Origin of the sequence: Nostoc mirabile CHAB5784 (genome assembly GCF_020829645.1) — a bacterium.
GTDB lineage: Bacteria > Cyanobacteriota > Cyanobacteriia > Cyanobacteriales > Nostocaceae > Nostoc > Nostoc mirabile.
The window spans coordinates 62,966-88,853 of sequence record NZ_JAIVFS010000032.1; the positions used below are offsets into that span (position 1 = coordinate 62,966).

Annotated in this window: 20 protein-coding genes; 14 read left to right on the plus strand and 6 right to left on the minus strand. The window is 41.6% G+C overall.

The features are described from left to right. Positions 1 to 25: 25 nt before the first annotated feature. Positions 26 to 310 (minus strand): hypothetical protein, encoded by a 285-nt coding sequence (locus tag LC653_RS20730; protein WP_229489791.1) that lies wholly within the window; start codon positions 308 to 310, stop codon positions 26 to 28. A 707-nt stretch (positions 311 to 1,017) separates the two neighbouring features. Then, the gene (locus tag LC653_RS20735) at positions 1,018 to 1,863 is read right to left on the minus strand and encodes a cell division protein FtsQ/DivIB (RefSeq protein ID WP_229496676.1); all 846 of its coding nucleotides are present in this window, start codon (positions 1,861 to 1,863) and stop codon (positions 1,018 to 1,020) included. A gap of 691 nt (positions 1,864 to 2,554) precedes the next feature. On the opposite strand from LC653_RS20735, the gene LC653_RS20740 reads away from it, so the two are divergent. Both LC653_RS20740 and LC653_RS20745 read left to right on the plus strand, forming a co-directional pair. Further along, on the plus strand, positions 2,555 to 3,886 hold the full coding sequence (locus LC653_RS20740) for a P-loop NTPase fold protein (RefSeq protein ID WP_229496678.1): 1,332 nt from the start codon (positions 2,555 to 2,557) through the stop codon (positions 3,884 to 3,886). A gap of 210 nt (positions 3,887 to 4,096) precedes the next feature. Beyond that, positions 4,097 to 9,124: a WD40 domain-containing protein gene (locus LC653_RS20745; RefSeq protein WP_229496680.1), complete on the plus strand. Its 5,028-nt coding sequence runs from the start codon at positions 4,097 to 4,099 to the stop codon at positions 9,122 to 9,124. Between the two features lie 258 nt (positions 9,125 to 9,382). Here the strand turns inward: LC653_RS20745 and LC653_RS20750 are convergent, their stop codons facing one another. After that, on the minus strand, positions 9,383 to 9,730 hold the full coding sequence (locus tag LC653_RS20750) for a hypothetical protein (RefSeq protein WP_229496682.1): 348 nt from the start codon (positions 9,728 to 9,730) through the stop codon (positions 9,383 to 9,385). 650 nt (positions 9,731 to 10,380) lie between these two features. Between LC653_RS20750 and LC653_RS20755 the strand changes: the two genes are divergently transcribed. The 5 genes from LC653_RS20755 to LC653_RS20775 all read left to right on the plus strand — a co-directional run bounded on the left by LC653_RS20755 (position 10,381) and on the right by LC653_RS20775 (position 15,769). Continuing rightward, the gene (locus tag LC653_RS20755; RefSeq protein ID WP_229496684.1) at positions 10,381 to 11,214 is read left to right on the plus strand and encodes a photosystem II manganese-stabilizing polypeptide; all 834 of its coding nucleotides are present in this window, start codon (positions 10,381 to 10,383) and stop codon (positions 11,212 to 11,214) included. A gap of 1,096 nt (positions 11,215 to 12,310) precedes the next feature. Beyond that, a complete protein-coding gene (locus LC653_RS20760) occupies positions 12,311 to 13,087 on the plus strand; it encodes an RNA polymerase sigma factor SigF (RefSeq protein ID WP_229489783.1) in 777 nt (258 codons plus the stop codon). A 166-nt stretch (positions 13,088 to 13,253) separates the two neighbouring features. Beyond that, a complete protein-coding gene (locus LC653_RS20765) occupies positions 13,254 to 14,126 on the plus strand; it encodes a hypothetical protein (RefSeq protein WP_229496685.1) in 873 nt (290 codons plus the stop codon). 2 nt (positions 14,127 to 14,128) lie between these two features. Beyond that, positions 14,129 to 14,377 carry a hypothetical protein gene (locus LC653_RS20770; protein WP_229496686.1) on the plus strand — a complete coding sequence of 83 codons (249 nt, stop codon included), beginning with the start codon at positions 14,129 to 14,131 and terminating at the stop codon, positions 14,375 to 14,377. 489 nt (positions 14,378 to 14,866) lie between these two features. Continuing rightward, entirely contained in the window at positions 14,867 to 15,769 is a 903-nt protein-coding gene (locus tag LC653_RS20775; RefSeq protein ID WP_229496687.1) for an ABC transporter ATP-binding protein, read from the plus strand. A gap of 2 nt (positions 15,770 to 15,771) precedes the next feature. On the opposite strand, the gene LC653_RS20780 is transcribed toward LC653_RS20775, so the two are convergent. Beyond that, positions 15,772 to 16,452, minus strand: a complete 681-nt coding sequence (locus LC653_RS20780) for a tetratricopeptide repeat protein (RefSeq protein WP_229496688.1) — start codon at positions 16,450 to 16,452, stop codon at positions 15,772 to 15,774. Positions 16,453 to 17,084: 632 nt separating this feature from the next. Here LC653_RS20780 and LC653_RS20785 point away from each other — a divergent pair. After that, positions 17,085 to 17,411 (plus strand): YbjQ family protein, encoded by a 327-nt coding sequence (locus LC653_RS20785; RefSeq protein ID WP_196528493.1) that lies wholly within the window; start codon positions 17,085 to 17,087, stop codon positions 17,409 to 17,411. A gap of 343 nt (positions 17,412 to 17,754) precedes the next feature. Then, positions 17,755 to 18,387, plus strand: a complete 633-nt coding sequence (locus LC653_RS20790; RefSeq protein ID WP_229496689.1) for a hypothetical protein — start codon at positions 17,755 to 17,757, stop codon at positions 18,385 to 18,387. A 384-nt stretch (positions 18,388 to 18,771) separates the two neighbouring features. Here the strand turns inward: LC653_RS20790 and LC653_RS20795 are convergent, their stop codons facing one another. Together LC653_RS20795 and sufR are read right to left on the minus strand one after the other, a co-directional pair. Beyond that, a complete protein-coding gene (locus LC653_RS20795; protein ID WP_229470514.1) occupies positions 18,772 to 19,032 on the minus strand; it encodes an NDH complex assembly factor CRR9 in 261 nt (86 codons plus the stop codon). Between the two features lie 102 nt (positions 19,033 to 19,134). Further along, on the minus strand, positions 19,135 to 19,818 hold the full coding sequence (gene sufR / locus LC653_RS20800; RefSeq protein ID WP_229496690.1) for an iron-sulfur cluster biosynthesis transcriptional regulator SufR: 684 nt from the start codon (positions 19,816 to 19,818) through the stop codon (positions 19,135 to 19,137). Between the two features lie 247 nt (positions 19,819 to 20,065). Between sufR and sufB the strand changes: the two genes are divergently transcribed. The 5 genes from sufB (at position 20,066) to LC653_RS20825 (ending at position 25,794) form a co-directional block, all read left to right on the plus strand. Beyond that, positions 20,066 to 21,505, plus strand: a complete 1,440-nt coding sequence (gene sufB, locus LC653_RS20805) for a Fe-S cluster assembly protein SufB (RefSeq protein WP_109009508.1) — start codon at positions 20,066 to 20,068, stop codon at positions 21,503 to 21,505. Between the two features lie 106 nt (positions 21,506 to 21,611). After that, positions 21,612 to 22,403, plus strand: a complete 792-nt coding sequence (gene sufC, locus LC653_RS20810; RefSeq protein ID WP_193945662.1) for a Fe-S cluster assembly ATPase SufC — start codon at positions 21,612 to 21,614, stop codon at positions 22,401 to 22,403. 71 nt (positions 22,404 to 22,474) lie between these two features. Further along, complete coding sequence (gene sufD, locus LC653_RS20815; RefSeq protein ID WP_229496691.1) at positions 22,475 to 23,899, plus strand: Fe-S cluster assembly protein SufD; 1,425 nt, start codon at positions 22,475 to 22,477, stop codon at positions 23,897 to 23,899. Positions 23,900 to 23,963: 64 nt separating this feature from the next. Further along, complete coding sequence (locus LC653_RS20820) at positions 23,964 to 25,226, plus strand: cysteine desulfurase (RefSeq protein WP_229496692.1); 1,263 nt, start codon at positions 23,964 to 23,966, stop codon at positions 25,224 to 25,226. Between the two features lie 103 nt (positions 25,227 to 25,329). After that, a complete protein-coding gene (locus LC653_RS20825) occupies positions 25,330 to 25,794 on the plus strand; it encodes a hypothetical protein (protein WP_229496693.1) in 465 nt (154 codons plus the stop codon). Positions 25,795 to 25,888 lie beyond the last annotated feature (94 nt).

Sequence of the window (25,888 nt, forward strand, 5' to 3'; positions counted from 1 at the left end):
GGTGTTATTCACCTAAGAGTCAACTTTAGTTTGACAGTGCCACAATACTAGGGCACTGTTCTTTATTGTTTTCACTACTGCCAAGCCTAACAGAATTGGCAGTGCGAAAATTTGCTATGGGATAAGCTTTCAGGGCAGCCGATCGCACAGCCAATTCTAGAGAAGTATACCTACATTTATCTAAAAGTGATCTGTATAACTTCAACCAGACATTAATCGCTTCATTATTCTCAGCAGAGGGCAGAACTTGTAAAGACACACTACGGCGCATCTTATCTACCTCAATAATATTGTTAATAGATTTCACCATTGGGGATAGCTGCAACTTTAGACACAAAATTTACCTTATACTTACTTATCCATAAGGTTGAAGTAAGCAAGAATTTACTTTGTCAGACTATACCTGATTAATTTGTTGTTTGGGGGTCTTAATGGACACTTTGCTTGAGCAATAGTCTATCTTACAAGAACCCTCACGACTGTGGTCAACAAATCAAGATTTTTCCCGAGGTTTCGTACCCCAATAGGAATTACGGCACAGAATAGTCTAAACTCATTGCCCAGAAGCAATGCTTACGCAACCTTGGGCGGCATTTTCCTTTACAGATTGAAACTTCGCTTCGGTAAACTGTCTTTGGAATAGAAGGCGTTTTGCACGCCATAGCCCATCATTAGATTGTCGGACATCTTGCACCCTACTATTAGATGTTAGGGGTCATAATTGAAAGTGTTTTACTCGTAATAGAGATTTTAGGATTTATCTTCTTATTTTAATTAGAAGTTAATGCCGATTTTCGTGCGGTTTGCTCGAAAACTGAAAATAATAAATATATTTATCAGCATAAAGCTTCTTAATTTACTAGGAGCTATCAATACATTAAACACGCTAGTACCGCAAGGCGGAAGTCACGCATTCACGCATTCACGCATTCATGCATAATTGTATTTCAGGCTTTGGCGCCATTTGAAATGGTATGAAATGGTATGTTTATTTCCGCGCCCGCTGTACTAGATGTTTTAAGGGGTTTTGGAAGTTAATTTTTGTTCTTTTTGGTTCATCTGTACTAATGGAAATTCGGGATTTTTCAGATCAATATAGTCTATTTGGCGGGAATTGAGTTTTGCTGCTAAATGACGCATTTGGGCGAGTACTTTAATTTGTTCAGACAGTTGGGGGCCTGGAACGCCGAGATGCACATTTCCTAGTTCTGTTTTCAAAATTAAATTCGCTGGATTTTGGCAATTAATCTCTATCACTTTTACGGGACTTTGGCTTACAGCTTGATGAAGTTGAGTCCAGTAGAGACAGTATTGTTTAGGCAATCCAATTACTCTAAGATTGGGTAATTTTTTAGTGGGATTGAGTGATGTGTATTTTTCTAAAGGCATCCAGGCCCCGCTTGCATCTAGTAAGCCGATTGTGACTTTTTTGTTGCCAGTGCCGTGATTTTGAACACTTGGTGTTTGAGTCACGGCTACAGGGATTCGTTGTTGGATTTCGATGTTTAATCCAGGAGGAAACAAGCTGCGTCTAACGATCGCTTGGGCAATAGTTGGTTGTTTCTTCAAAGACTTAGCGATCGCTGCCGGTTCAATCCGCCACAAAGATTGGGGGTAAGATAGCACCAACAGTGATTGAGTTGTCTCATCCGACAGGGACTGATTGCCTAATTTGATCACTACTTGTTTGGGACTTTTTAGCACCCACACTGGTTGGACTGCCAGCCAAAGCAATCCACCCGCCAAACCGGTAATGGCAAAAGTTCGCCAAATAGCTTGAATAATTCTCATTTGCCGATGCCGACGTAATTTCTTACGACGCTGGGCTAGATCCGTGCGGGAAACTGATATTATGCCAGCCATTCAAACCCCTTTCTAGTTACAATCCAAATTCCTTGACGCGCTTGTATCATTATTGATCTCAGTAAACACCGTCGGCATCTGTTAGCCGCTCTCCTCAAGACTTTTTTTATTTTTAGTAACACTTTACAGTAACTACACAACCAACGTGGTGCTAGTCATCCTTCCGATTAAAGTTTCCGGTGTCCATTCTTAACTTACTGTTGTCTTTTCGACAAGCGATCGTCAAATATATTGTCTCTAAAAATTACAAAATATTAATTTATATATTTCTAATTTTGCTCTCTTGACAAATCAAACATTAAACGATAGATAAATATCCCTAAATCTCTGTATAGATTGCTATAATTCATACCAGTCCTTATCATTAGCAATCCAAATTGGGAACTATATGATGTAGTAGCTTTTTTTACTGATTAACTCAAACCTACAAGGTTTGTGCTAGGTCAAACAAAAGCCAGAGATTGTCAAAACCTCAATAGCAGGTGTAAAAAGGACAGATATGCTTAAAGTTATTAGGGTCAACTAAATCTCTACCATACTACTGACAGTGATCTGTAATAAGTGCTGTCTTTTGCAAGATACTACCAACTTGCGAAGTAATCGTGTGCCTACATCCAGGCTAGAGATTTTTTGTATAAAAAATACAATTTAACTGCATCTACACACACATCTACATACACCTTTACATAACATGAAAACGACATTAAATTTATCGCGTTTTTATAAAGCATGTAATCCCAGCTACACGCTTAATATAAGTAACGTGCTAGATCGCCAGTATTACATAGATTTTGCTGATGTCCGTGGTTGCAAGATTGTGGAAGAATTGCAGCGGACTATCATTCGGATTTCTCCTGATGAGCCAACCTGCCAGTTATTTACGGGTCACATTGGCTGTGGGAAGTCAACGGAATTGCAGCGCCTCAAGACAGAACTAGAATTGGCGGGATTTCATGTAGTTTACTTTGAGTCCAGTCAAGACTTAGATATGGCGGATATTGATATCAGCGATATTTTGCTGAGTGTAGCCCGTCAAGTCAGTGCCAGTTTAGAAGGCATTAACATCAAACTCAAACCTGGTTACTTTACCAATTTGTTTAAAGAAGTAGGCGATTTTTTGCAAAGCCCCATAGAGCTTTCTGGACAAGCAGAGTTATCGTTGGGTATTGCCAAAATTACCGCTAAAACCAAAGATAGCACCCAGATGCGGAATCAACTAAGGCAATATCTGGAACCACGTACCAATAGTATTTTGCAAGCGATTAACGAAGAAATTTTAGAAAAGGCTGTTGAACAGTTAAAGCAACGGGGTCAAAAAGGATTGGTAGTAATTGTAGATAATTTGGATCGAGTCGATATGCGTCCCTTAGCATCGGGGCGATCGCAACCAGAATATCTCTTTATCGACCGAGGCGAACAGCTACGCCGACTCAAATGCCACCTAGTTTATACAATTCCCTTAACGTTAATTTTCTCCAATGAGTACGAGACACTGAAAAATCGTCTGGGGGGAGGGATTGCGCCAAAAGTACTACCGATGGTATTGGTGCGCCAAAGAGATGGCACTGACTACGAACCAGGGATGTTACTTGTGCGCCAGTTAGTCTTAGCAAGAGCTTTTCCAGAAGTTCCTTTGAATGAAAGGCTTTTATTAATTACAGAATTATTCGATCACTCCCAAACTTTGGATCGTATATGTCGCGTTAGTGGTGGTCACATTCGTAATTTATTAGGTTTACTTTATAGCTGCCTGCAACGACAAGATCCGCCTTTTTCTAGTGACTGCTTAGAAGCCGTGATTAAAGACTACCGCGACGATCTGCTATTAGCTATTGATGAATCCCAGTGGGAATTATTGTTTGAAGTAGTGCAGCAGCAGAGAGTTAAAGGTGAGTCTGACTACCAGAGCTTACTAAGAAGCATGTATCTGTTTGAATATCGTGATCCTGTGGGGCGATGGTTTGGCATCAGTCCAGCCTTAGCAGAAACAGAAAAAGTTTTAGCTTGGCAAAAAAACAAGTAAAAGTGCTGGCTGAGTCGTTAGTCCTTTGTCCTTTGCCATTGGACTAACAATGCCCAATGCTCAATACTTCTCTTCTTAGGCTGCGCCAACGACTTACTTCGACTACGCTCAGTACAAGTCGCTCAATACAAGTGTCCAATGCCCAATACTTCTCTTCTTAGGCTACGCCAACGACTTCGCTCAGTACAAGTGTTCAATGCCCAATAACCAATGACTACTGACAAGCAGCTACAAGTCTACACAAAAGAAAATCAGCATACATTGCAAAGACTGATTAGAGCGATCGCACTTTCCGAAGGTCAATTTGCCCTAATTCTAGTTCGGTGTAACTATGGGCAATTACGTGAGCAAATGTTAGAAAATATTCGCTCCATCACCAAAGACATATATATCAGAGAAATCGTTCTAAATCCATCAACTACTTCTTTACACAACACAATAGTATCAGAACTATCTTTAGATAATCCTGCTGTCCTTACAGACTCTTTACCATCAGCTGTAATGATTTTTGGTATTGAGTCAAGTATAGACCTGGAAAACTTACTTACAGGCATCAACCAAGCACGAGATATCTATGCCGCGACTTTTCCATTTCCAGTGGTATTGTGGCTACAAGATGATGTGGCATCATTGCTTTCAAGATTAGCGCCTGATTTTAAAAGCTGGGCTGCAACCACGATTAAATTTGAAATGGCAAAGACAGATTTAATTGCTTTGATCCACCAAGAGGCAGAATCTCTATTTGCCAAAGTTTTAGAAGCAGGTGCCGAAACATTTTTATCTAACGCCTCCCTAGATTTAGATCCTAAGTCCCAACACCGCCACGAAATAGAATCAGCTCGTAATGATTTGCTGCGCCTGTATGGCTTTCAATTAACACCAGGATTAGAAGCTAGTTTAGAATTTGTTTTAGGACGAGATAAATACGCCAACGATCAAATTAATGGTGCTTTAGGCAATTATCAAAGAAGCCTAGCATTGTGGCAGCAAGAAACGAGGAGAGTAGCAGAGTGGGAGAGTAATTCTTCTTTACCCCCCTCATCTTTACTTAAGCAAGCAATAGTACTATTCCATCTGGGGCTGTGTTATCACCGAATGGCAGACTTACACCAGAATAGTAATAGTAGCTATTGCGAACATGCTCTGTTGTGGTTTAAACAATGTCTAGAAATATTAGAGGAGGTACAAAGAGAAGACTTAGTTGCTAAATTTATTTTGCCTGCTTGTGAAATGCTGCAACGTTTACAAGCCTGGAATGACTTAAAAGAATTAGCTCAAAAGTCATTACATCTACATAAAACCTATGGAAGTCCTGCACAAGTTGCTCAAGATTATGGCTTTTTGGCAAGTGTGGCAGCTTCTGAGTCGAATTGGATACTGGCTCATGAATTAGCGAATACAGCACTCTCTATCTCTGAAGAAGTAACACAAGCTTCTCTGCGAGATGCTTTGCGAAGACGACGACAAGAAAGTTGGTATCTTCTCTTGCTAGCACGTACACAGAGGCATCTAGGTGAGCCAGAGGAGGCTATCAATAACCTGGAATGGGCAAGGATAGTTTGTGAGCTACAACATCAGCCATCTCTTTATTTAGAGATTTTAGAGGAACTGCGATCGCTTTACTTTTTTGAGCGTCATGATTATACAGAAGCCTTTAAGCTCAAGCAAGAAAAAATTCAAATAGAACATCAGTATGGCTTTCGTGCTTTCATTGGGGCAAGCCAATTGCAGCCGCAACACTCTAAAATTAACCCAGCATTGGAACCTCAAAAAATACCGTTTATTTCTGAGGGAGTTGCCCAAGAAATATCTGCTTCTGGACGGCAGCAAGATGTGAATCGTTTGATTGAAAGAATTACTCGTGCAGACTACAAGCTCACAGTAATTTATGGGCCATCCGGTGTAGGTAAAAGTTCAACTCTCAAAGCTGGTTTAGTCCCAGCGCTCAAAGGTAAAGTTATCGGTGAACGCATTCCTATACCTATTGTTTTGTCTGTTTATACTGATTGGCTAACAGTCTTGATAAGCAGTCTAAATCAAGTGTTGGCATCCACAGTAATATCGGTTAATCTTGACTCTACACCCACTATACTCCTAGAAAAAATTCGGTTAGCAACCGAGCGCAATTATACAATAATTATCGTCTTAGACCAGTTTGAAGAATTTTTCTTTATTAGTAATCTCCCCACAGAAAGAATAGAGTTTTACCAATTTTTTAGTGAATGTTTAAATATTTCATTTGTCAAAATTATTCTGTCATTAAGAGAAGATTATTTACATCATTTACTAGAATTTGAAAGGTTGAGCCAAAAAAATAGTATTGGTTTATATGATTTAGGCGTAATTAATAAAAATATTCTCGATAAGGATATTCGCTACTATCTAGGAAAATTCTCTAGCCAGGATGCTAAAGCCATAATTCATAGTCTTACTCAGCGTTCATATTCTGAACTGAGTGATGAATTAATTAACCGATTAGTCCAGGATTTAACAGGAGAACTAGACGAAGTACATCCAATTGAATTACAAATAGTTGGCGCTCAACTACAAATAGAAAACATTACCACACTCGCACAATATAAGCTTTGCGGCGGCTCGGCAAAATTGGTGGAACGCTGGCTTGGGGAGGTTATCAAAGATTGTGGTCAGGAGAATGAAGAGTTAACTTGGAAACTATTATTTGAGCTAACTGATGAAAAAGGTACACGACCGTTAAAAACTAAAGCTGATTTAGTGGCTGCATTAGTTAATAATCATGATCTAGATACAATATCAAGCTTTGACACAGTTGGGGAATTGATTTTAGAAATATTGGTGGGTTCAGGTTTGGTGTTGCGAGTTAGAGAAGAGTTAGGCGATCGCTACCAGCTAGTTCACGATTATTTAGTTGAACCAATTCGCCAAAAGAACAATTATGGTATGCTGGCGGAATTAGAAAAAATCAAACTTGAAAAAACTAAAGCTGAAGTCGCCCAACAATTTAGTCAAAAGCAACTCAATTTGGTATTGCAACGGCGACTGCGGGAAGCACGCATAGCAGGCGCAGTGCTGGCAATCATGGGGGGAACAATAGCAACATTATGGTGGCAAGCTGACTTGCAAAAAAGAGCAGCAATCCGCCAAACTCTACGAGCTGAACGCAGTGAAACCAACTTGAACATTAGTGCGATCGCTGCTGCTAGTGAAGCTCTGTTTGCCTCTAATAAAGAATTTGATGCCCTATTAGAAAGTTTGCGGGCTTGGAGAGAACTTAAACAAGCTGATGGAGTGCAGCAAGATACCCGAATGCGGGTGGTGACAGCCCTACAACAAGCAGTTTATGGGGTAACAGAGGCTAACCGCCTGGAAGGGCACGCTGATATTGTCTGGGGAGTAGCTTTCAGCCCAGATGGTCAGTTGCTAGCATCAGGTAGCCGAGATCAGACGGTGAAAATTTGGCGTCCTGACGGAACCTTACTCCAAACCCTCAAAGGTCACACTGATGCTGTGACTTGTGTAAGTTTTAGCCCTGATGGTCAAACCTTAGCGTCCGCTAGCCTCGACAAAACAGTGCAAATCTGGCGCAAAAACCGGGTTACAGGTGAATTTGACCCCAAGCCATATAAAACCCTCAAAGGACATAAAAATTGGGTTTATAGCGTTAATTTCAGCCCTGATGGCGAGTTGTTAGCTACTGGCAGTAAGGATAAAACCGTAAAACTCTGGCGCAAAGACGGTAGCTTAGTAAAAATACTGAGAGGACATCAAGGGTGGGTTAACTGGGTAAACTTCAGTCCCGATGGGCAATTCATCGCCTCGTCCAGCGACGACAAAACAGTGAAAATCTGGCGACGGGACGGTAGCCTCGTTAAAACTTTGCAGGGACATCAGCAGGGTGTGGTTGTAGCTGTTTTCAGCCCCAACGGTAAATTGTTGGCATCAACAGGTCGAGATAAGACAGTGATACTTTGGCGGCGCGAAAATAACACCACTAAAGACGGTTTTGACTTTCTTCCTTACAAAACTTTACGGCAGCATAACGGTACAGTCTGGAGTTTGAGCTTTAGTTCCGATAGTAAAAAGTTAGCTTCCGCAGGTGAAGACAATACTATAAATCTCTGGAGTATCACTGGTACTTTACTCAAAACCTTCAAAGGACACAGCGATGCTGTTGTCAGCATCGCTTTCAGTCCAAATAACAAATTTCTAGCTTCAGGAAGTTATGACAAAAGTGTGAAACTATGGAGTTTAGATGCCCCAACACCATCTATTCTTCAAGGGCATCATAAGCGAGTTTTGAGCGTTGCTTGGAGTCCCGACGGTCAGATCCTAGCTTCTGGTAGTCGCGATCGCACTGTCAAGCTTTGGCAAAGATACACCAGTAGAGGTGAGGTCAAAACCCGACTTTACAAAACTTTGGTGGGGCATACTAATCAAGTTCCTAGTGTCAGTTTTGACCCTAAAGGTGAAATGCTGGCCTCAGGAAGTTATGACAAAACTGTGAAACTTTGGCGGCTTGACGGTACTTTAATCATGACTCTCTACGGGCATACTGATAGTGTGATGAGCGTGAGTTTCAGCCCCGATGGTCAGTTTTTGGCATCAGCTAGCAAAGATAATACAGTGAAACTTTGGAACCGTGAGGGCAAGTTACTCAAAACCTTAATGGGGCATCAGGGTTGGGTAAATAGCGTAAATTTTAGCCCTGACAGTCAGATTTTAGCTTCCGCCAGTGATGATCAAACTGTAAAACTGTGGCAACGGGATGGTACTTTGCTCAAAACTTTTTCGCCCCATGACAGTTGGGTATTAGGTGTCAGCTTTAGTCCCACTGACGAGTTACTGGCTTCTGCTAGTTGGGATAACACTGTGAAACTGTGGCGACGGGATGGTACGTTGTTAAAAACCTTATTAAAGGGGTACAGCGATAGCGTCAATGCCGTAACTTTCAGTCCCAATGGTGAATTGCTCGCCGCCGCCAGTTGGGACAGTACAGTGAAACTCTGGAGCCGTGATGGCAAATTAATTAAAAGTCTCAATGGGCATCGCGCTGCGGTATTAAGTGTCAGTTTTAGCCCAGATGGTCAAACATTAGCATCAGCTAGTGATGACAACACGATAATTCTGTGGAATTTAAATCTTGATGATCTGCTTGTTCGTGGTTGCGACTGGGTGGGCGATTACCTCAAACACAACCACAATCTTGAAAAGCGCGATCGCCTTATTTGTGATGGTATAACCAGTAAAAACCCTTTTTAATTACGAATTACGTTAGCGAAGCGGTAGCGATAGGGCAGCGTTAGCGAAGCGGTAGCGTTAGCGAAGCAGTAGCGTTAGCGAGGAACGAGCGTCGGAACGAGCGTCATTACGAATTACGAATTACGAATTACGAATTACGAATTACAAATTACGAATTACGAATTAGATTGAAGCCTCAATGAGCAACCGCTCTTGGTTTAGCGGTTGATGAGGCGATCAGAGTTGTTAATTCACAGCTATAAACTTATTTTGAGTTGATCAGCCGCATGAGCGATCGCTCTCCAAAACTTGATGATTATTTTCTGCGGGAGCCTCTTCTGGCAAATTCGTTAAAAAGGCTTGTAGTCTCATGCGCTCAATATAAGGCCAGCCCCCCTCAGACTCAATATCTTTCAGTAATGAGTAGAGTTGCCGACGGTTAACAGGCAAACTCTCTTGAAAAACCCCATCCCGGATCTCTCGGTGTAAATGCTCCAATTGCCGAAGCATTGCCAAAAGAGCTACACTATCGCCTTCACAACCTTGAACTGCATCATACACCACAGTTGCGATCGCTTGCAGTTTACAGGACAACTCTCCTGATTCAAGATTTTTGTTATCGTTCATGCCATCCTTTCCGTATAAATGAGGTCAACTCAAATTTACCGGAGATTTTTAATTTTCCCTAGTTTGCCATAGTTCTTTTAGAAAATGAAGCTTCTGTAGGCTTCTAAATGAGTTTTTTCTGGAATCTCCGTTTCCCCTTATCCCCCCATCCCCGTGTCCCGTATCCCCTTATTTGCCTGAGTAAGGGGTGAATATAACTAGATTTGTATCTTTATCAAAGGCAATTGCGATCGTTCGTAAAAGAGCCTAGTAACCTTTACCATAGCCTCTACGGCAGCTAGATGTGATCAAGATGAGACTTTCTTGGATTTTGAGTACTTTGATTTTAAGTTAAAAAAAATCGTATGATCTGGCTGATTTACCCATCAAACAATGGGCTGTATGTAGTGGCGTCACATACATGATACAAAAAGACTTGGGCGACGCCGCTTTTGCTATATGCAAGAGCAAAGTGCGAAGCAGCGACACGTTTAAGTACGTTTAGCAGAGAAAAGTTTGAGTGGCGACTGCCAACCTATACGCCAGGACACTTGTTTCAACTCAAGAATCAGAGCAATGCAATGTCCGATAAAGGATGGCTTCTCGTCAGAGATCAAAGCTTCGATGCAGTTTTACAACTTAGATATTAATTTTTGAGATTGAGGTTGACCATGAGGTATCGCGCTTTAATTGTTGCATTTTTGGCTTTGTGCCTGGGGCTAATAACTGCTTGTAGTGATGCTCCTGCTACTAGTAGTAGAGATGTACTCACTTACGATCAAATTCGCGGCACTGGTTTGGCGAATAAATGCCCCCAACTAGCAGAAACAAGCCGTGGCTCCATTCCCCTTGATTCTAGCCAGTCATACGCCATCAAAGAACTTTGCTTAGAACCAACTAGCTTCTTCATCAAAGAAGAACCTGCTAATAAACGCCAACAAGCAGAATTTGTTGCTGGCAAATTGTTGACCAGATACACTTCCACCATTGACCAGGTGCAAGGCAATCTAAAAATCAACCCAGATAATAGCCTGACCTTTGTGGAAACTGATGGTCTTGACTTCCAAGCGATTACTGTGCAACTTCCTGGTGGTGAGCGAGTACCTTTCCTCTTCACCATCAAAGACTTGGTTGCTCAAACCCAACCCAGTTTGAGCAGTATTAACACCTCCACGGACTTTGAAGGCACCTTCAAAGTTCCTTCCTACCGTGGTGCTGCCTTCCTAGATCCAAAGGGTCGTGGTGTCGTTAGTGGCTACGATAATGCTGTGGCTCTCCCCGCCCAAGCAGATGATGAAGAACTTACCCGCACTAACGTCAAGCGTGCTGAAAATCTTAATGGTAAGATTTCTTTGCAAATCGCTAAAGTCGATAGCTCTAGTGGTGAAATTGCTGGTACTTTCGAGAGCGAACAGCCATCTGATACAGATTTAGGTGCTGGCGAACCTAAAGAAGTTAAGATTCGCGGCCTATTTTTTGCACGGGTTGAACCGACTCGTAGCTAAACTCTCTGGAGTTAGGTAACTGGCTAGCATTCAGAACTACAATGCTGTAACCATCAGGTTTCATAACAAAAGTTAACTTCTTTGCCCCCATCTTCAGGGCTGTTTCATTCCTATAAAAGCATTACAGCGACGAAAAGAGACAAAGGTTCAAGGAAAGACAAGAGAAAAATTCTTCCTTCCCTTGCCCCCAGCTTTTCAAGAGGCTTTTAAAGAATGAAACAGCCCTGCTTTTTTTTAGGCAGGTAGATAGGTTTTTGGCGTTGCAGAACAGTGGGATGAATTGGGGCAAGTAGGGGAGAATTTTGGAAGTTGTTAAATCATCTCGCTTTCTCTGCAACGCCAAGTTTTTTACAAACAGGACTTACGCAAAATACCTCTCAAACTCTTATTTCTCCGTGTCGCGCCAGTTGCTACCCTTCTCCTGACGGAGACGCTGCGCGAACGGGAACGCGCTTGAGCGAACAAGTCTCTTAACCGCAAGGGCGCACTGGCTTCTCTGTGTCTGGAGTGGTTCGATTTTCCGTTACCTGTGCGTAAGTCCTAACAAAGAGGGGGAAAGGTTAAATACAACAAAAGGACTCTCGCCTTTTGTTGTATTTTTTTGCGTAGATTTACGTACTTTTTATAAAAATTATTAGTAGTTTTTAATTATTTGATGAATTTTGGTTGAATAGGCACGTAATTTTACTGTAAATCAAACTTTTGCTTATCCAACAAAATTCCGACTACGGTTGTTTTGTTTATAGAAATTAAGTTCAGCATTAATTAATTAAAGTTAAGTACAATCTCGGTTTTATATTTAGTAACTAATTTTATATTTTATTTCTATGTAGTTATAAAAACAGCTACAGATCATACCAAAGATCAATAACAAACTAAATACGATTTCACTTCTTTAAACTTTGCTCTATTGTCAAGCAAGTCTATGGAATTTTCTCGATAAAAACGTTGTTATCTACCAGAGAATTTGCTAAGGCATGTAGCACAATATTGTCTTTGATATCGTGCGATCGCCACCGGAAAGGGCGGGTACGCCATCGCAGCTGAGTTTAAAAGTGAGGAATTAATTGTTGATTTACTTAATAAATACGGTGCTATGCCTACCACAACCACCAATGAACTAAAACATGAAATTTGGCAGTTGTTGCGAGAATATCAGCAATCTCCGTCAGAAAATGTTCGCAATAAGCTGGTAAAACTCAATTTTGGACTTGTGAGAAAAGAAGCTCACTACTGGACGAATCAATGTCATGAAACCTACGATGATTTACTCCAGGTTGGATGTTTGGGTTTAATCAGGGCGATTGAAAAATTTGAACTTTCCAAGGGACATGCCTTTAGTTCCTATGCTCTTCCCTATATTCGGGGTGAAATTCAACACTATCTCCGAGATAAAGGTGTCACCGTGCGAATTCCTCGGAAGTGGTTAGCACTGCAACAGCAAGCAATAGGAGTGTCACGTTCTTGGCGTGAAAAGCATAATCGCCAACCAACAGACTCGGAATTAGCAACAGCACTGGAAATTTCTCCAAACGAATGGCAAGAAATTAAATTAGCATGGGTAAACCGCGCTCCCTTAAGTCTCGATGTGCCAATCCAAGATGGAGAAGAAGGCTCTACCTGTTTGGGAGAATTGGTTCCAGATCCTCACTATCGCAGCTTTCAACTAGCACAAGAAGACCAACTTCGCTTGCAACAAGCATTGGTTCAGCTAGAACAACGCACCCGCGATGTATTGGAATGTGTGTTTTTGCAAGATTTGACACAAAAACAAGTTGCAGAACATCTGGGAATTAGTGTAGTAACAGTTTCCCGTAGAGTTAAGAAAGGTCTGGATTTGATGAAAGAGCTTATGGGTGTGGCAGAAGATTGACTGCGAATAAACACCAAGCCGCAGTTATGCCTAGGAGGCAGTGCTAAAAATAACCCTTAAAATTTAAAAAGTTAGGTTATAAAGGGAACATACTGTGTCTTTGATACAAATTTCAGGCATGTTGATTTCCACTTTCCAATTTTCCAATGGCTTTTGAGAACAGCTCATGGGCAGAAATTTAAAAATTACAATTGCAGCTATTTTAACTTTGGCGATCGCTGGATGTGCTTCAGAAGATACACCACAAGCGATCGCTCCTGCGCCGATTCCCAAAATAGCAGCAAAGTCGCCACCAACAGATCAATCCTTTAAGAATCCAGTGATACCTGCCAAACAGGTTTCACAAGTTACTCCTGCATCTGCTAATTTGATTCAATCCACTAATGCTACAGAGCGGATACCGCTAGTTCAGCTATCAAATCGAAGTGACCCGTTTGCACAACTTTTCGGGCAAACGTTTTCCGGAATGCCTAAAACATCTGTAAGACCTGTTCCTGTGGTGCCTAAGCTACCTACTCCATCGATAGCAGTCCGAAAACTTCCAAGACGCAGCATAGCTTTAAATCAGAAGAAAAATAACATTGCTTCTGTACCAAAAAAAGTCAAACCTACTTTGACTAAAAAAGTCAATCGTACTTTGATTTCAGTCTTACCTAAGGTTTTACCTCAAGTTGTCCCCAACCCCGCTTTAGTATCTGTATTGCCACCGCCAGCACAACCTGAGTTAGCAAAGGCAGTTGTTGTGACTGGTGTAGTTCTAATTAGTCAGGAACCACAGGCAATTATCAAAGTACCGGATGAGCCGACGAGTCGCTATGTGCAGGCGGGACAGCGATTAGCAAATGGCGTACTGGTTAAACGGATTGAAATGAATCAGGGCTACAACCCCATCGTGATTCTGGAACAATATGGTATTGAAGTTGCCAAAATGGTAGGGGAAGAGGCTGTCAATTCAACGCCGTCAGCTGCATCTGCTAGCGGCAATCCTGTTTCAGCGACAACGCCCCCGTCAGATCCTTTTAATGTTGGAGCTTCATAAAGATGGAGACTAAGGAAATTGAATTCGCTGGTTTGCCTTTAGCTGTCTATAGAGAGATAGCAGCTCATTTACATCAAGTCGAAGGGGTAGAAGTGGAGTTAATTCCCCAGTCATCCCAAGAGTTTGATTACAATCAAAGTCAAATTGGTGGCTTGTGTATCTCGTGGACAGCAAATTCTGGTTTAAAAAGTCGGCAACGAGTTAACCAAATTTTGGCTTACTATCAAAATCGCTATATAAATCCTATTTGATTTGTGAAAATTGAAACCTTAGATTCCCGATTTTTCAAAGAAGTCGGGAATTTTGTTGTTCACGAATGATGCCCCTACAAGAAATCTATATGTATCAAGGTTTTTGTGAATTGGTATAAACCCTATTCGTGGCATGATTATAAGTCAATACGCTTGGGTTAAGGATAATCGTAGGTTGGGTGGAACTTAAGTGTTACCCAACAAACCCGCGTCGTAGGTTGGGTTTCGTTCCTCCACCCAACCTACGCAGTTTATGGTTTTTGGCGCTAACTGAACTGTATTGGATTATAAGTCTGCTTCAGTGGACTTGGACTAAAAGCCTGTGAAAGAAATTTCTTGACGGGAGATTGGCAGGTGTAAGATATGGGCTGACTTATTTTAAATTTCCAGAGAAGTTTGTAGACGCTTCTGCGGCTTCTCGCAGGGTTGGTTGGCTTGTGACCATCAAAACTTTGGTGATTTTAAATTTTTAATTGGAGCAAAATAACTATGACTGCTGCTGTCTTTCTAGAAAACGTCTACAAGTTTTACAACAATGTACCTGTAGTCAATGACCTGTCATTCCAAATTGAAGCGGGGGAAATATTTGCTCTACTTGGCCCGAACGGTGCAGGGAAATCAACCACAATTCGGATGCTGACTACACTAACAAAAGCCTCCCAAGGACGGATAGAAATAGGTGGATATGATGTGATGAGCCAAGCAATGTTGGCAAAACAGAGTATTGGCGTAGTCTTGCAGCAAACCAGTGTGGATAACGATTTAAGCGTTTGGGAAAATATGGAACTGCATGGGAGGCTACATCACATTAGCAACCCACAGCGACAAAAACTAATTAATCAATGGCTAGAGTATGTTGAGCTAGCAGAAAAACGTAATGATTTGGTAAAAACCCTGTCTGGGGGTATGAAACGACGATTGCAGATTGCGAGAGCTTTATTGCATCAACCGCAAATTCTGTTTTTGGATGAACCAACGGTAGGACTAGACCCCCAAACTAGGCGACGCCTCTGGGAAATTATTCGAGATTTGAATAAGCAGGGAATGACGATGTTACTGACAACCCATTATATGGATGAGGTCGAATTTTTGTGCGATGCTTTTGGTTCTACCAAGCCAGGACGCATCGGTATTATGGATAGCGGTAAGCTGATTTCTTTAGGAACTTTACAACAACTGCGTTCTGCTCACGGTGAAGGTTTGGTGATGAAACAATTAGGTGTGTCTGATGTGGGAAGTGATGGTGCTCGTAGTTGGGAATATCTGTTTTTCCCATCCTTAGAAGCAGCAAATATTTACTTGAATGAACAGCCCGATAAAACCGGAATGATGGTGCGTCCCTCTAACCTGGAAGATATTTTTGTGGAATTAACGGGACGCCAGTTAGATTAACCTCATCCTCCTAACTGTCGCAGCATGGCTTCTACCCTGTTGACGCCATCTGAGTCATTGCGCCGCTTGTACAAGTCACGGGCTTTCTGAAGCAAGCTGTTGGCTTGTTTGGTTTGTCGTCGCTGTTTATACATCGAACCCATTAACTCATAAGTCTGGGCGTTGTTCTTATCCAAGTCGATTGCTTGTTGGTATGCCCAGCTAGCAGCAGTATAGTCTCCCATTCGAGATTGCGTCACAGCCAATCCTAAATAGGCATTTACGTTGTTACGGTTCAGCTGTATGGCCCGACGATAGCCTTCTTTTGCCCCACGCGTGTCGCCCAAATTCGCTTTGATGTAACCCACCGCGTAATAAAAATCACTATTGTTAGGGTTGATAGCGATCGCACGACGATAAGCTGTTAATGCCGCCTGGTAATTTCCCTGTTGCGCGTATAAGTAGCCAATACCTGAATGAATTTTAGCATTTTTGGCATCTAGCCTAGCTGCTCGCTGATAAACTGCGATCGCACCACCATAATCGCCCGTATCCACTAACCTCCGTCCTTCTTCTAGTAGTTGCTTTAACTCTGGGTTTTTGCCTTGCGCCACTAATACCTGAGCCTGAGCCACTGAAGGTATAGTCAAGGAAAAACATCCTAATAACACCACACTCAGCACAAATGATCTTGGCTTGTACACAGTAAATTTCCTGAAATTTTAGAGGACTTTTTTCTTGTACATTAAAACAAAAATATGGGCTTTTGAAAACTGTATTTCTTCGTATTAATTAAGATGTTAATAATTCATTCACTCTTTCCTTTACAATCAGCAGTAGATTACAGAGTTTTTACTGAATGAGAAAGTGTAAGATATCAAGTTTAGATGAAGTTACTTACATATAAATCAGTAAGCTAGCAAAATAACACTTTTTTGTCAGTAGTTATACGTGTCACTCAGAATAACCCAACAGGCGTCTAGCTTAATTTTAGAGAGCGATACGCCAATTTCAGAGGATTTAAGATTCATTACTGTTTGTTATTTTATTTAATAATTTGCAGATGTATCCAATTATTCACAGTTTTATACTACCCTTTAGGAAGGCGCCATCCAGGCGTTTATATCCTTTTTTGGGCATTACACGGTAAGATAAATTTAACAAGCTAAATGTTTTTTAAAATGTTAGTTTTTAGCCAGCAAGTAAGAGCGTAAATGCACTCGCAATCTAAAATTGTGTGAGAGGATGTTTATGAAGTTTGTATCAAGACGAAGTAGTTTTATATGTGTATTTTAATAAAAAATATCAATTTGTATGCCATCTAGGAGGCTAATTTATGATTATAACTACCACTGATGTGATTCAAGGAGCCGTTATTGAGTCATATTTAGGCATTGTGACAGCAGAAGTAGTCTACGGCAGCAATTTTTTGCGGGATTTTTTGGCGGGTATTCGAGATATTATTGGTGGACGCACTGGTAGCTATGAACGTCTATTTGAGCAGGGTCAACGCAAGGCATTAGAAGAATTAGAACAACGAGCACAACGTTTAGGGGCAAATGCTGTGATTGGGATTGAAATTGATACTGGCACGATCAATATTGACCAGTCAGGAGTTCTTTTGCTGATTACTGCCACAGGCACTGCTGTGAGGATGCGTTAATTTTTGTTTGATTATGCTTACTTTTGACAATCGTTACAAAGTTTTGTCTTGAGTCTAATTGCATACACAATTAAAGCTGTTTCTTCATAAAGTTTAATAATTAATTGTGTTTTAATTTCAAAATATTAATTAAATTTTCTTTACTAAAAAATTATTCAGATATTTAATGATATTTAATATTAAAATTTGTTAAAAAAATCTGTTTTTTCTCACTAAAGATATACCTATTAACTCTTTCTATTGATAGATATAAAAGTAGATGATTTAGCTATTTAATTTTAAGCATAAACATGAATATACCTAAGCAGCAACTTTGCTGAAACAGCACTGGAGAACATAAGCTATGTCATACGTAAATCGGACAGGTAATGAAGGTATTGCTACTGAGCCTGTGGTAGCAGGCCGAGTAGCTGAGTATCATGATCTTGTTCGCTGGGGGCCAATTATTTCTGGTTTATTGGTTGCTTTAGCCACTCAATTAATTTTGAGTGCTATGATTGGTGCGTTTGCGGCAGGCACAGTTGAAGGTTCAGGTGCACCGAGATCAATTGCCCCTAACGCCGCGGGTAATGCGGGGCTTTTGTCAACTATCGCTTTACTAATTTCCCTATTTACTGGTGGTTGGGTTACAGCCCGTGCTTGTGGGCCGATGAACCGCAATACAGCTCTTCTTAACGGCGCAATTCTTTGGGCAACGACTTTGGCAGTTAGCTCATGGCTGTTAGCAAATGGAGTATCTGGTGCTTTTGGTGTTGCTGCTTCTAACGCTGGGGAAGTCATAAACCAAGTACAACAGCAAGGTGGCGTTAATGTACCACAAGCAAACATAACTGCCCAACAAGCTCGTGATGCAGCAGCTAATTTACGTTCGGGATTGTGGTGGTTTGTGTTTGGTTCTTTGTTGGGTTTAATAGCCTCAATGATTGGAGCCGCAACTGGAGCTCGTAGTCCTCGGGCTAACAATTACAATGCTTAAATAATTGTTTGATAAACAAAATGTTGTTATCAACTTTAAAAGCACCTTGAAAAAGGTGCTTTTTGTTTATAGCGGTTCCCACATGGGTTAAGATACAGAAAAATAATTAATCACAGATAAACACAGAGATTCGTAGGGACACGGCAATACTGTGTCCCTCATTTAAATAAGAGTTTTTTAGATGCGGGATATTCTATATGGCAATACGCTTGGGTTAAGGCTAAAAAATAAAACTAGTGTAGGTTGGGTTGAGGAACCAATACGGTTCAGTTAAGGAGAATTGTAGGTTGGGTTGAACTTTAGTGTTACCCAACAAAGCATTCTTCTTAACCCAAACGTATTGTTCTATGTGGCTATTTTTTAAAAGTCAATGAAATGCAAACTTTACCATTTCAGGTATGAACCTTCAATGCCTTGTTCACGTCGAATTTTGCCATCTTTTTCAAACCAGGCAATTACTTGCTGTGCTGTTAAATCTTCAATAGCAACACCGTACTCCTGAGCGATATGCTTCAAAAGCTTAAGTGATGAAATTGTCAATCTTGTTAAAAACTTTTCTGGGGAAGACAACAAAGCCGCGTCTACTTTTGCTGACTCTTCCAGAGTTAAAAATTGTGTTGATGGTTGCTGTGGTGGTACATCCATAAATGAAATGCTATCTCAAACTTAGTTAATTATTAGATATTAGGCATGGGGCATTAGTTATTAAAAAAAAAGGACTAATGACTAATGGCTAATGATTAATGACTAATGGCGAATTTGCACCAAATAGCCACAACGATGTTCGCCATCAATAATCCAGTGGGTGCGTTCTACGGTACAATCTGGTAAGACGGCTGCAAACATTTCTAATTCATGACCACAGATGCTGGGAAAAGACTCGGCAACGTTGGAAATGGCGCAGTTATGCTCCATTAAGATAAAGCGATCGCTCTCAAAGCAGTCATTCACATCAACAGGGTGATACTCCGCCATGAAGCCTTCTGCTTTTCTCAACTCTACTAAGTTGGCTACACGTTCTCGCAGTGAACCGTTACCCACGCGAACGCGGTATTCTAATGCTTTGCGCTCCCACTGTTTTTGTAAAATCGACTTAAATTGGTCGTGTCCTACCGTTTCGGCTAAGGTGTCTAGCAACGAAACCGCAAAATTTCCGTGGCCATCACCAAAGCGATCGCTCATTGTTCGATGCAAGCGATCGCGTCCTTGACGACTCAGCTGATAAAGATGCTGCGGACGCCCCATCCCCGTCGCCTGCACTGATGTCGAATACAAAACTAGCTCCTCCGTCTCCAAATCTTTGAGATGGCGACGAATCGCTTGGGGGGTAACGTCTAAAAGTTCAGCTAGCTCCAAAGCCGTTGCTTTTTCGTGTTTGTGCAGATATTCTAGGATATCTTGCTTGGTTGAGGACTGGTGGATAGTCGCCATCTTCTGGTGCGAAACGTTCAGCGAACGTCACAAAATTTTTTTTGAAAATTTGACTTTGACAACATTGTTGTTGTTAATTTAGCGTAAAATGAAGATAGATTAAACAATATAGCTGTTGTTTTACTCTCCACCACTATTCTAGCAGCCGTGTAACCATTCCGTAATGCGAGATGGGAATCGGCTAAAGAAACCCCGTCTCCCATCCTTATAGAGAGATTCAAGTTCCGAACACGAGAGATTATTACTGATGAGTGCCACTGTCAAAACCTTAGTCAACCAACCCTACAAGTACGGCTTTGTCACAGACATTGAGGCCGACACTATTCCGCGTGGACTAGACGAGGACGTTATCCGCTTGATCTCCTCTAAGAAGAACGAGCCGCAGTTCATGCTGGACTTTCGCCTCAGAGCTTATCGCCAGTGGCAAAAAATGACGGAACCAACTTGGCCGAATGTCAAGTATCCGCCAATTAATTATCAGGATATCATTTACTACTCAGCGCCGAAACGCAAGAAAGAAAAACTAAACAGCTTGGACGAAGTTGATCCAACCCTTTTAGAAACCTTCGAGAAGTTGGGCATTTCTTTATCTGAACAGAAGCGGCTGGCAAATGTCGCCGTTGATGCAATTTTCGATAGCGTTTCTGTCGCCACTACATTTAAAGAAAAGCTAGCGGAAGATGGCGTTATTTTCTGTTCGTTTTCGGAAGCGTTGCAAGAACATCCAGAACTAATCAAAAAATATTTGGGTAGCGTTGTTCCTATAGCTGACAATTATTTTGCCGCCTTAAACGCCGCCGTATTTAGCGATGGTTCTTTTGTATACATTCCTAAAGGCGTAAAATGCCCAATGGAACTGTCTACCTACTTCCGCATCAACTCTGGTGACACGGGACAATTTGAGCGGACTTTGATTGTCGCCGAAGAAGGTAGTTATGTTTCTTACCTCGAAGGTTGCACCGCACCGATGTATGACAGCAACCAGCTGCACGCCGCCGTTGTGGAACTTGTCGCCCTCGACAACGCCGAAATTAAATACTCCACTGTCCAAAACTGGTACGCTGGAGATGCCAATGGTAAAGGCGGTATTTACAACTTTGTCACCAAGCGCGGTTTGTGTCAGGGCGTAAATTCCAAGATTTCCTGGACTCAAGTAGAAACAGGTTCAGCAATTACTTGGAAATATCCTAGCTGTGTGTTAGTGGGTGATAACTCTGTGGGTGAGTTCTACTCGGTGGCGCTGACAAATCATCAGCAGCAAGCCGATACTGGCAGCAAGATGATTCACGTAGGTAAGAATACCCGCAGTACAATTATTTCTAAAGGAATCTCCGCAGGTAATTCTAGTAATAGCTACCGGGGTTTGGTGAAAGTCAATCCAACGGCGAAAGGGGCGAGAAATTATTCTCAGTGTGACTCAATGCTGATTGGGGATAATGCCCATGCAAATACTTTCCCTTATATTCAGGTGCAAAATAACGGTGCGAAGGTGGAGCATGAAGCTTCTACTTCTAAGATTGGGGAAGATCAGTTATTCTACTTTGCTCAACGGGGTATTTCTTCGGAAGATGCTATTTCGATGATGATTAGCGGCTTCTGTAAGGATGTTTTCAATCAGCTACCGATGGAGTTTGCTGTGGAAGCTGATAAGTTGTTGAGTTTGAAGTTGGAAGGCAGTGTTGGATAAATGGAAGCAAGGATAAACACAGAGACATCGGCGTTCTGTGTTTATCTTTAGGAAGAATGACGAACCGCAGAGGCGCAGAGAGCGCAGAGAAAGAGAAGGAGAGAAGATGATTATTGAAAATAGTGAAGTTGTGCTGTCAGTAAGGAATCTGACGGCTAATGTTGATGGAACACCGATTCTTAAGGGTGTGAATCTTGAGGTGCGATCCGGTGAAATTCATGCGATTATGGGGCCGAATGGTTCTGGTAAGAGTACTTTTTCTAAGGTGTTGGCTGGGCATCCGGCGTATGAGGTGACTGGCGGTGAGGTGATTTTTCAAGGGCAAAATCTGTTAGAATTGGAACCGGAAGAACGCGCCAGAAGTGGTGTATTTTTGGCGTTTCAGTATCCGCTAGAAATTCCGGGTGTGAGCAATTTGGATTTTTTGCGGGTGGCGTACAATTCCCGTCGCAAGGCGCAAGGTTTAGAGGAAATAGACGCTTTTGATTTTGACGATTTGATTGAGGAAAAGCTGGATGTGGTGAAGATGAATCCCAGTTTCCTCAGTCGGAGTTTGAATGAAGGGTTTTCTGGTGGTGAGAAAAAGCGGAATGAAATTCTGCAAATGGCGCTGCTAGAACCAAAGTTGGGAATTTTGGATGAAACTGATTCGGGTTTGGATATTGACGCGCTCCGAATTGTGGCGAATGGGGTAAATCAACTGGCAAGTCCAGAAAATTCTACAATTTTGATTACTCACTATCAACGGTTACTTGATTATATTGTGCCTGATTTTGTGCATGTGATGGCACAAGGGCAGATTATTACGAGTGGTGGTAAGGAACTGGCGCTCGAATTAGAGTCTCGCGGTTATGACTGGGTGTTGGAAGAATTTGCAGCTGCTGAGGTGGGTGTGTAATGTTTCAATCCCTGATAGGGATTTTTAATTCCAGCACTACTTAACATTGTAAACCAGTTTACGAGTATCTAATGAGTATTCAAGTTTCTCCCAGTCCAATACCTAACTCGAATTTAGTCAGTTTGACATCGACTCTCTTAGATAGAGATGATTATCTGGTTGGGTTGTTAAATCAAGTAACGGCAAATAAAACAGAAGGTTGGTTGCAGGAATTACGCCAAAGTGCTGCTAATTGGGTACGTCACTCGATTATCCCGACTACCCGCGAGGAAGAATGGCGATTTACTGATTTGTCGTCTCTGCGAAAGGTGCAATTTAATGTAGAGACGGTAAATCCTGCGTCTTTGCAATTTGATATTTTGCCAGAGGCGGCTAATAGTCGTTTGGTATTTGTTAATGGCGTTTATGTGCCGGAGTTATCAGCAGTTACAGATTTGCCATCTGGAATTGTGGTAAGTAATTTGGCTGGTTTGTCTGTGGTTGAGCAGGAGGATGTACAGCAGTATTTAGCTCAAGCTCAGGGAGCGCAGGAGGTTTTTACTGCTCTCAATACGGCTGGGATAACTGATGCAGCTGTGGTGTGGGTGAAGAAGAATGTGGTTGTTGAAACGCCTATTCATTTGGTGTTTATTTCGGTTGCGGGGGAAACTGCGATGATTTCGCAGCCGCGTTGTTTGGTGGTGGCGGAAGGTGGTTCGCAGGTGACGTTGGTTGAGGAGTATACGAACCGCAGAGGAGGACACTTCCGTGCGGGGGTTCCCCCCGTTGAGGAAAGTGTCCGTCGCGCAGAGAGCGCAGAGGAAGAGGGAGTATATTTTACAAATGCAGTTACGGAAATTTGGGTTGGTGACAATGCAAAAGTGAGCCACACTAGGGTTGAGCAAGAAGGTGCAGAGGCTTTTCATATTGGGAAGACTGCGATCGCTCAGAGCTTGAATAGTCGATATACTTGTCATGCCATAACTTTAGGTGCGAAGTTGTCACGGCACAATTTGGAGATTTTGCAAACTGGTGAGCAGACACAAACTACTCTCAATGGTTTGACGATAATTTCTGGTAAGCAGTTGTCTGATACTCACAGTGCGATCGCACTCAACTATCCTCACGGTACAAGTGACCAATTGCATAAATGTATTGTAGGCGATCGCGCTCATGCGGTGTTCAATGGTAAAGTTTTTGTACCCAAACCAGCGCAGTTGACAAATGCAGCCCAGTTGAATCGCAATTTGCTGCTATCATCTAAAGCCAGAGTTGATACCAAACCCCAATTGGAAATTACGGCGGATAATGTAAAGTGCGCCCACGGTGCTACCGTTAGCCAATTGGAAGATGATGAAATATTCTATCTGCAAAGTCGGGGAATTGATGAAAACGATGCTCGGAAGTTATTAATTAACGCCTTCGCTGCTGAAGTTATCAACAAAATACCAGTTCCTTCTCTGCGAGAAATCCTGTTAAACACAGTCAATAATCTTAAGTCTCTGACTAATGACTAATGACCATTGTACAGACGCGATTAATCGCGTCTCTACTGACTAATGACTAATAACTAATCTACCAATGACTTTCACCTCTACCAAAACCCTTGCTGATAAAGTTCGCGCTGATTTCCCGATATTGCATCAGGAAGTCAACGATAAACCCTTGGTTTATCTCGATAATGCTGCGACATCACAAAAGCCTTTGTTCGTATTAAATACCCTACGGGATTATTACGAGCAATATAATGCTAACGTGCATCGCGGTGCCCATACGCTGAGTGCTAAAGCTACTGATGCTTATGAAGGTGCTAGAGATAAAGTTGCCAAATTCATTAATGCTGCATCGCGTCAAGAAATCGTCTACACGCGCAACGCAAGTGAGGCGATTAACCTAGTAGCTTATAGCTGGGGAATGAATAATTTGCAGCCGGGAGATGAAATTATTCTCTCGGTGATGGAACACCATAGTAATATTGTGCCTTGGCAATTGGTGGCACAAAAAACGGGTGCAGTACTGAAATTTGTAGAATTAACACCAGAAGAAACTTTTGATTTGTCACAGTTTAAAAAGCTGATTTCCGACAAAACAAAGTTGGTGTCGGTAGTGCATATTTCTAATGCTTTGGGTTGCATTAACCCAGTGTCAGAAATTGCTGCGATCGCTCACAGCTACGGTGCTAAATTCTTAGTTGATGCTTGCCAAAGTGTTCCCCACTTCCCTGTCGATGTGCAGCAGATAGATTGTGATTGGTTGGTAGCTTCCGGTCATAAAATGTGTGCGCCAACTGGGATAGGATTTCTGTATGGCAAGTTGAAATTGTTGGAATCAATGCCACCATTTTTTGGTGGTGGTGAGATGATTGCAGAGGTGTATTTAGACCATTCAACTTATGCAGAATTACCACATAAATTTGAAGCTGGTACACCTGCAATTGGAGAAGCGATCGCACTTGGTGCTGCGATCGATTATCTTACTAGTATTGGCATGGATAAAATTCACGCCTACGAAGCAGAATTAACAGCTTATTTGTTCCAACAATTAGAGCAAATTCCCCAAATACGAATTTACGGCCCCAAACCAAATGCAAAAGGTGAAGGTAGAGCCGCTCTTGCGTCGTTCACAGCCGGAGAAGTTCACGCTAACGACTTATCTACATTATTAGATCAAGAAGGCGTTGCTATCCGTTCTGGCCACCACTGCACTCAACCATTACACCGTTACTTAGGTCTTGCTGCAACCGCACGAGCAAGTTTATCTTTCTACAACACCCGTGAGGAAATTGATATTTTCATCAAAGCGCTCAAAGAAACTCTGGACTTTTTTGCAGGTTTCCTTGCTTAAAGTTAGAAAATATTTAGATACTAATTGTGCCAATTATCAGCAACATATCTTGCTAATAGTTGGCACAATTTAATTATCTGGATTCTTTACAGGAGCAACTAAGGTGTCATACAGTGACTTTACTTTAGATAGAGTTAGAAAAACCTTTGGCTTAACTATTTCTGATAAAATTGATATATTTGCATCTGTACATGAAGTAGAGTGTCCATCATTACTTGCAGAAGTCTTGCGGGAAAATGTACCTTTAGCTCTTGCTAGTAATACTGAAAAATCCCGCTCAGAGATGATTATTGCGCCTATTTTAATTGCTGTAAGGAAATATTTAAATAATCAAATAAGTTTATTTTCTGGTATCGATTTTACTGTTGACTCAACACAAGGTTTAAATGGAAATTGCGATTTTATTATTAGCCGTTCACCAGAGTTACTAATTCTTAACGCACCAGTTGTCACAATTGTAGAAGCTAAGAAAGAAAATATTAATGCAGGATTAGGTCAGTGTGTAGCAGAGATGTTAGCAGCTAAATTGTTTAATCGTAAGGATTCAGGTCTAATATTTAGGAAGTAGAGATGGGGGAGACAGATAATTATTAGAATCAACCAGTAGTGCTTGTACAAAAAAATCAATAATAGACTTGCCTTGACGACGACAAGTCTGCACC

Bases quoted from the DNA above. Each gene is read 5' to 3' on its own strand.
- LC653_RS20730 (WP_229489791.1), bottom strand. From the start codon at position 310: ATGGTGAAATCTATTAACAATATTATTGAGGTAGATAAGATGCGCCGT.
- LC653_RS20735 (WP_229496676.1), bottom strand. From the start codon at position 1,863: ATGGCTGGCATAATATCAGTTTCCCGCACGGATCTAGCCCAGCGTCGT.
- LC653_RS20740 (WP_229496678.1), top strand. From the start codon at position 2,555: ATGAAAACGACATTAAATTTATCGCGTTTTTATAAAGCATGTAATCCC.
- LC653_RS20745 (WP_229496680.1), top strand. From the start codon at position 4,097: ATGACTACTGACAAGCAGCTACAAGTCTACACAAAAGAAAATCAGCAT.
- LC653_RS20750 (WP_229496682.1), bottom strand. From the start codon at position 9,730: ATGAACGATAACAAAAATCTTGAATCAGGAGAGTTGTCCTGTAAACTG.
- LC653_RS20755 (WP_229496684.1), top strand. From the start codon at position 10,381: ATGAGGTATCGCGCTTTAATTGTTGCATTTTTGGCTTTGTGCCTGGGG.
- LC653_RS20760 (WP_229489783.1), top strand. From the start codon at position 12,311: ATGCCTACCACAACCACCAATGAACTAAAACATGAAATTTGGCAGTTG.
- LC653_RS20765 (WP_229496685.1), top strand. From the start codon at position 13,254: ATGGGCAGAAATTTAAAAATTACAATTGCAGCTATTTTAACTTTGGCG.
- LC653_RS20770 (WP_229496686.1), top strand. From the start codon at position 14,129: ATGGAGACTAAGGAAATTGAATTCGCTGGTTTGCCTTTAGCTGTCTAT.
- LC653_RS20775 (WP_229496687.1), top strand. From the start codon at position 14,867: ATGACTGCTGCTGTCTTTCTAGAAAACGTCTACAAGTTTTACAACAAT.
- LC653_RS20785 (WP_196528493.1), top strand. From the start codon at position 17,085: ATGATTATAACTACCACTGATGTGATTCAAGGAGCCGTTATTGAGTCA.
- LC653_RS20790 (WP_229496689.1), top strand. From the start codon at position 17,755: ATGTCATACGTAAATCGGACAGGTAATGAAGGTATTGCTACTGAGCCT.
- LC653_RS20795 (WP_229470514.1), bottom strand. From the start codon at position 19,032: ATGGATGTACCACCACAGCAACCATCAACACAATTTTTAACTCTGGAA.
- sufR (WP_229496690.1), bottom strand. From the start codon at position 19,818: ATGGCGACTATCCACCAGTCCTCAACCAAGCAAGATATCCTAGAATAT.
- sufB (WP_109009508.1), top strand. From the start codon at position 20,066: ATGAGTGCCACTGTCAAAACCTTAGTCAACCAACCCTACAAGTACGGC.
- sufC (WP_193945662.1), top strand. From the start codon at position 21,612: ATGATTATTGAAAATAGTGAAGTTGTGCTGTCAGTAAGGAATCTGACG.
- sufD (WP_229496691.1), top strand. From the start codon at position 22,475: ATGAGTATTCAAGTTTCTCCCAGTCCAATACCTAACTCGAATTTAGTC.
- LC653_RS20820 (WP_229496692.1), top strand. From the start codon at position 23,964: ATGACTTTCACCTCTACCAAAACCCTTGCTGATAAAGTTCGCGCTGAT.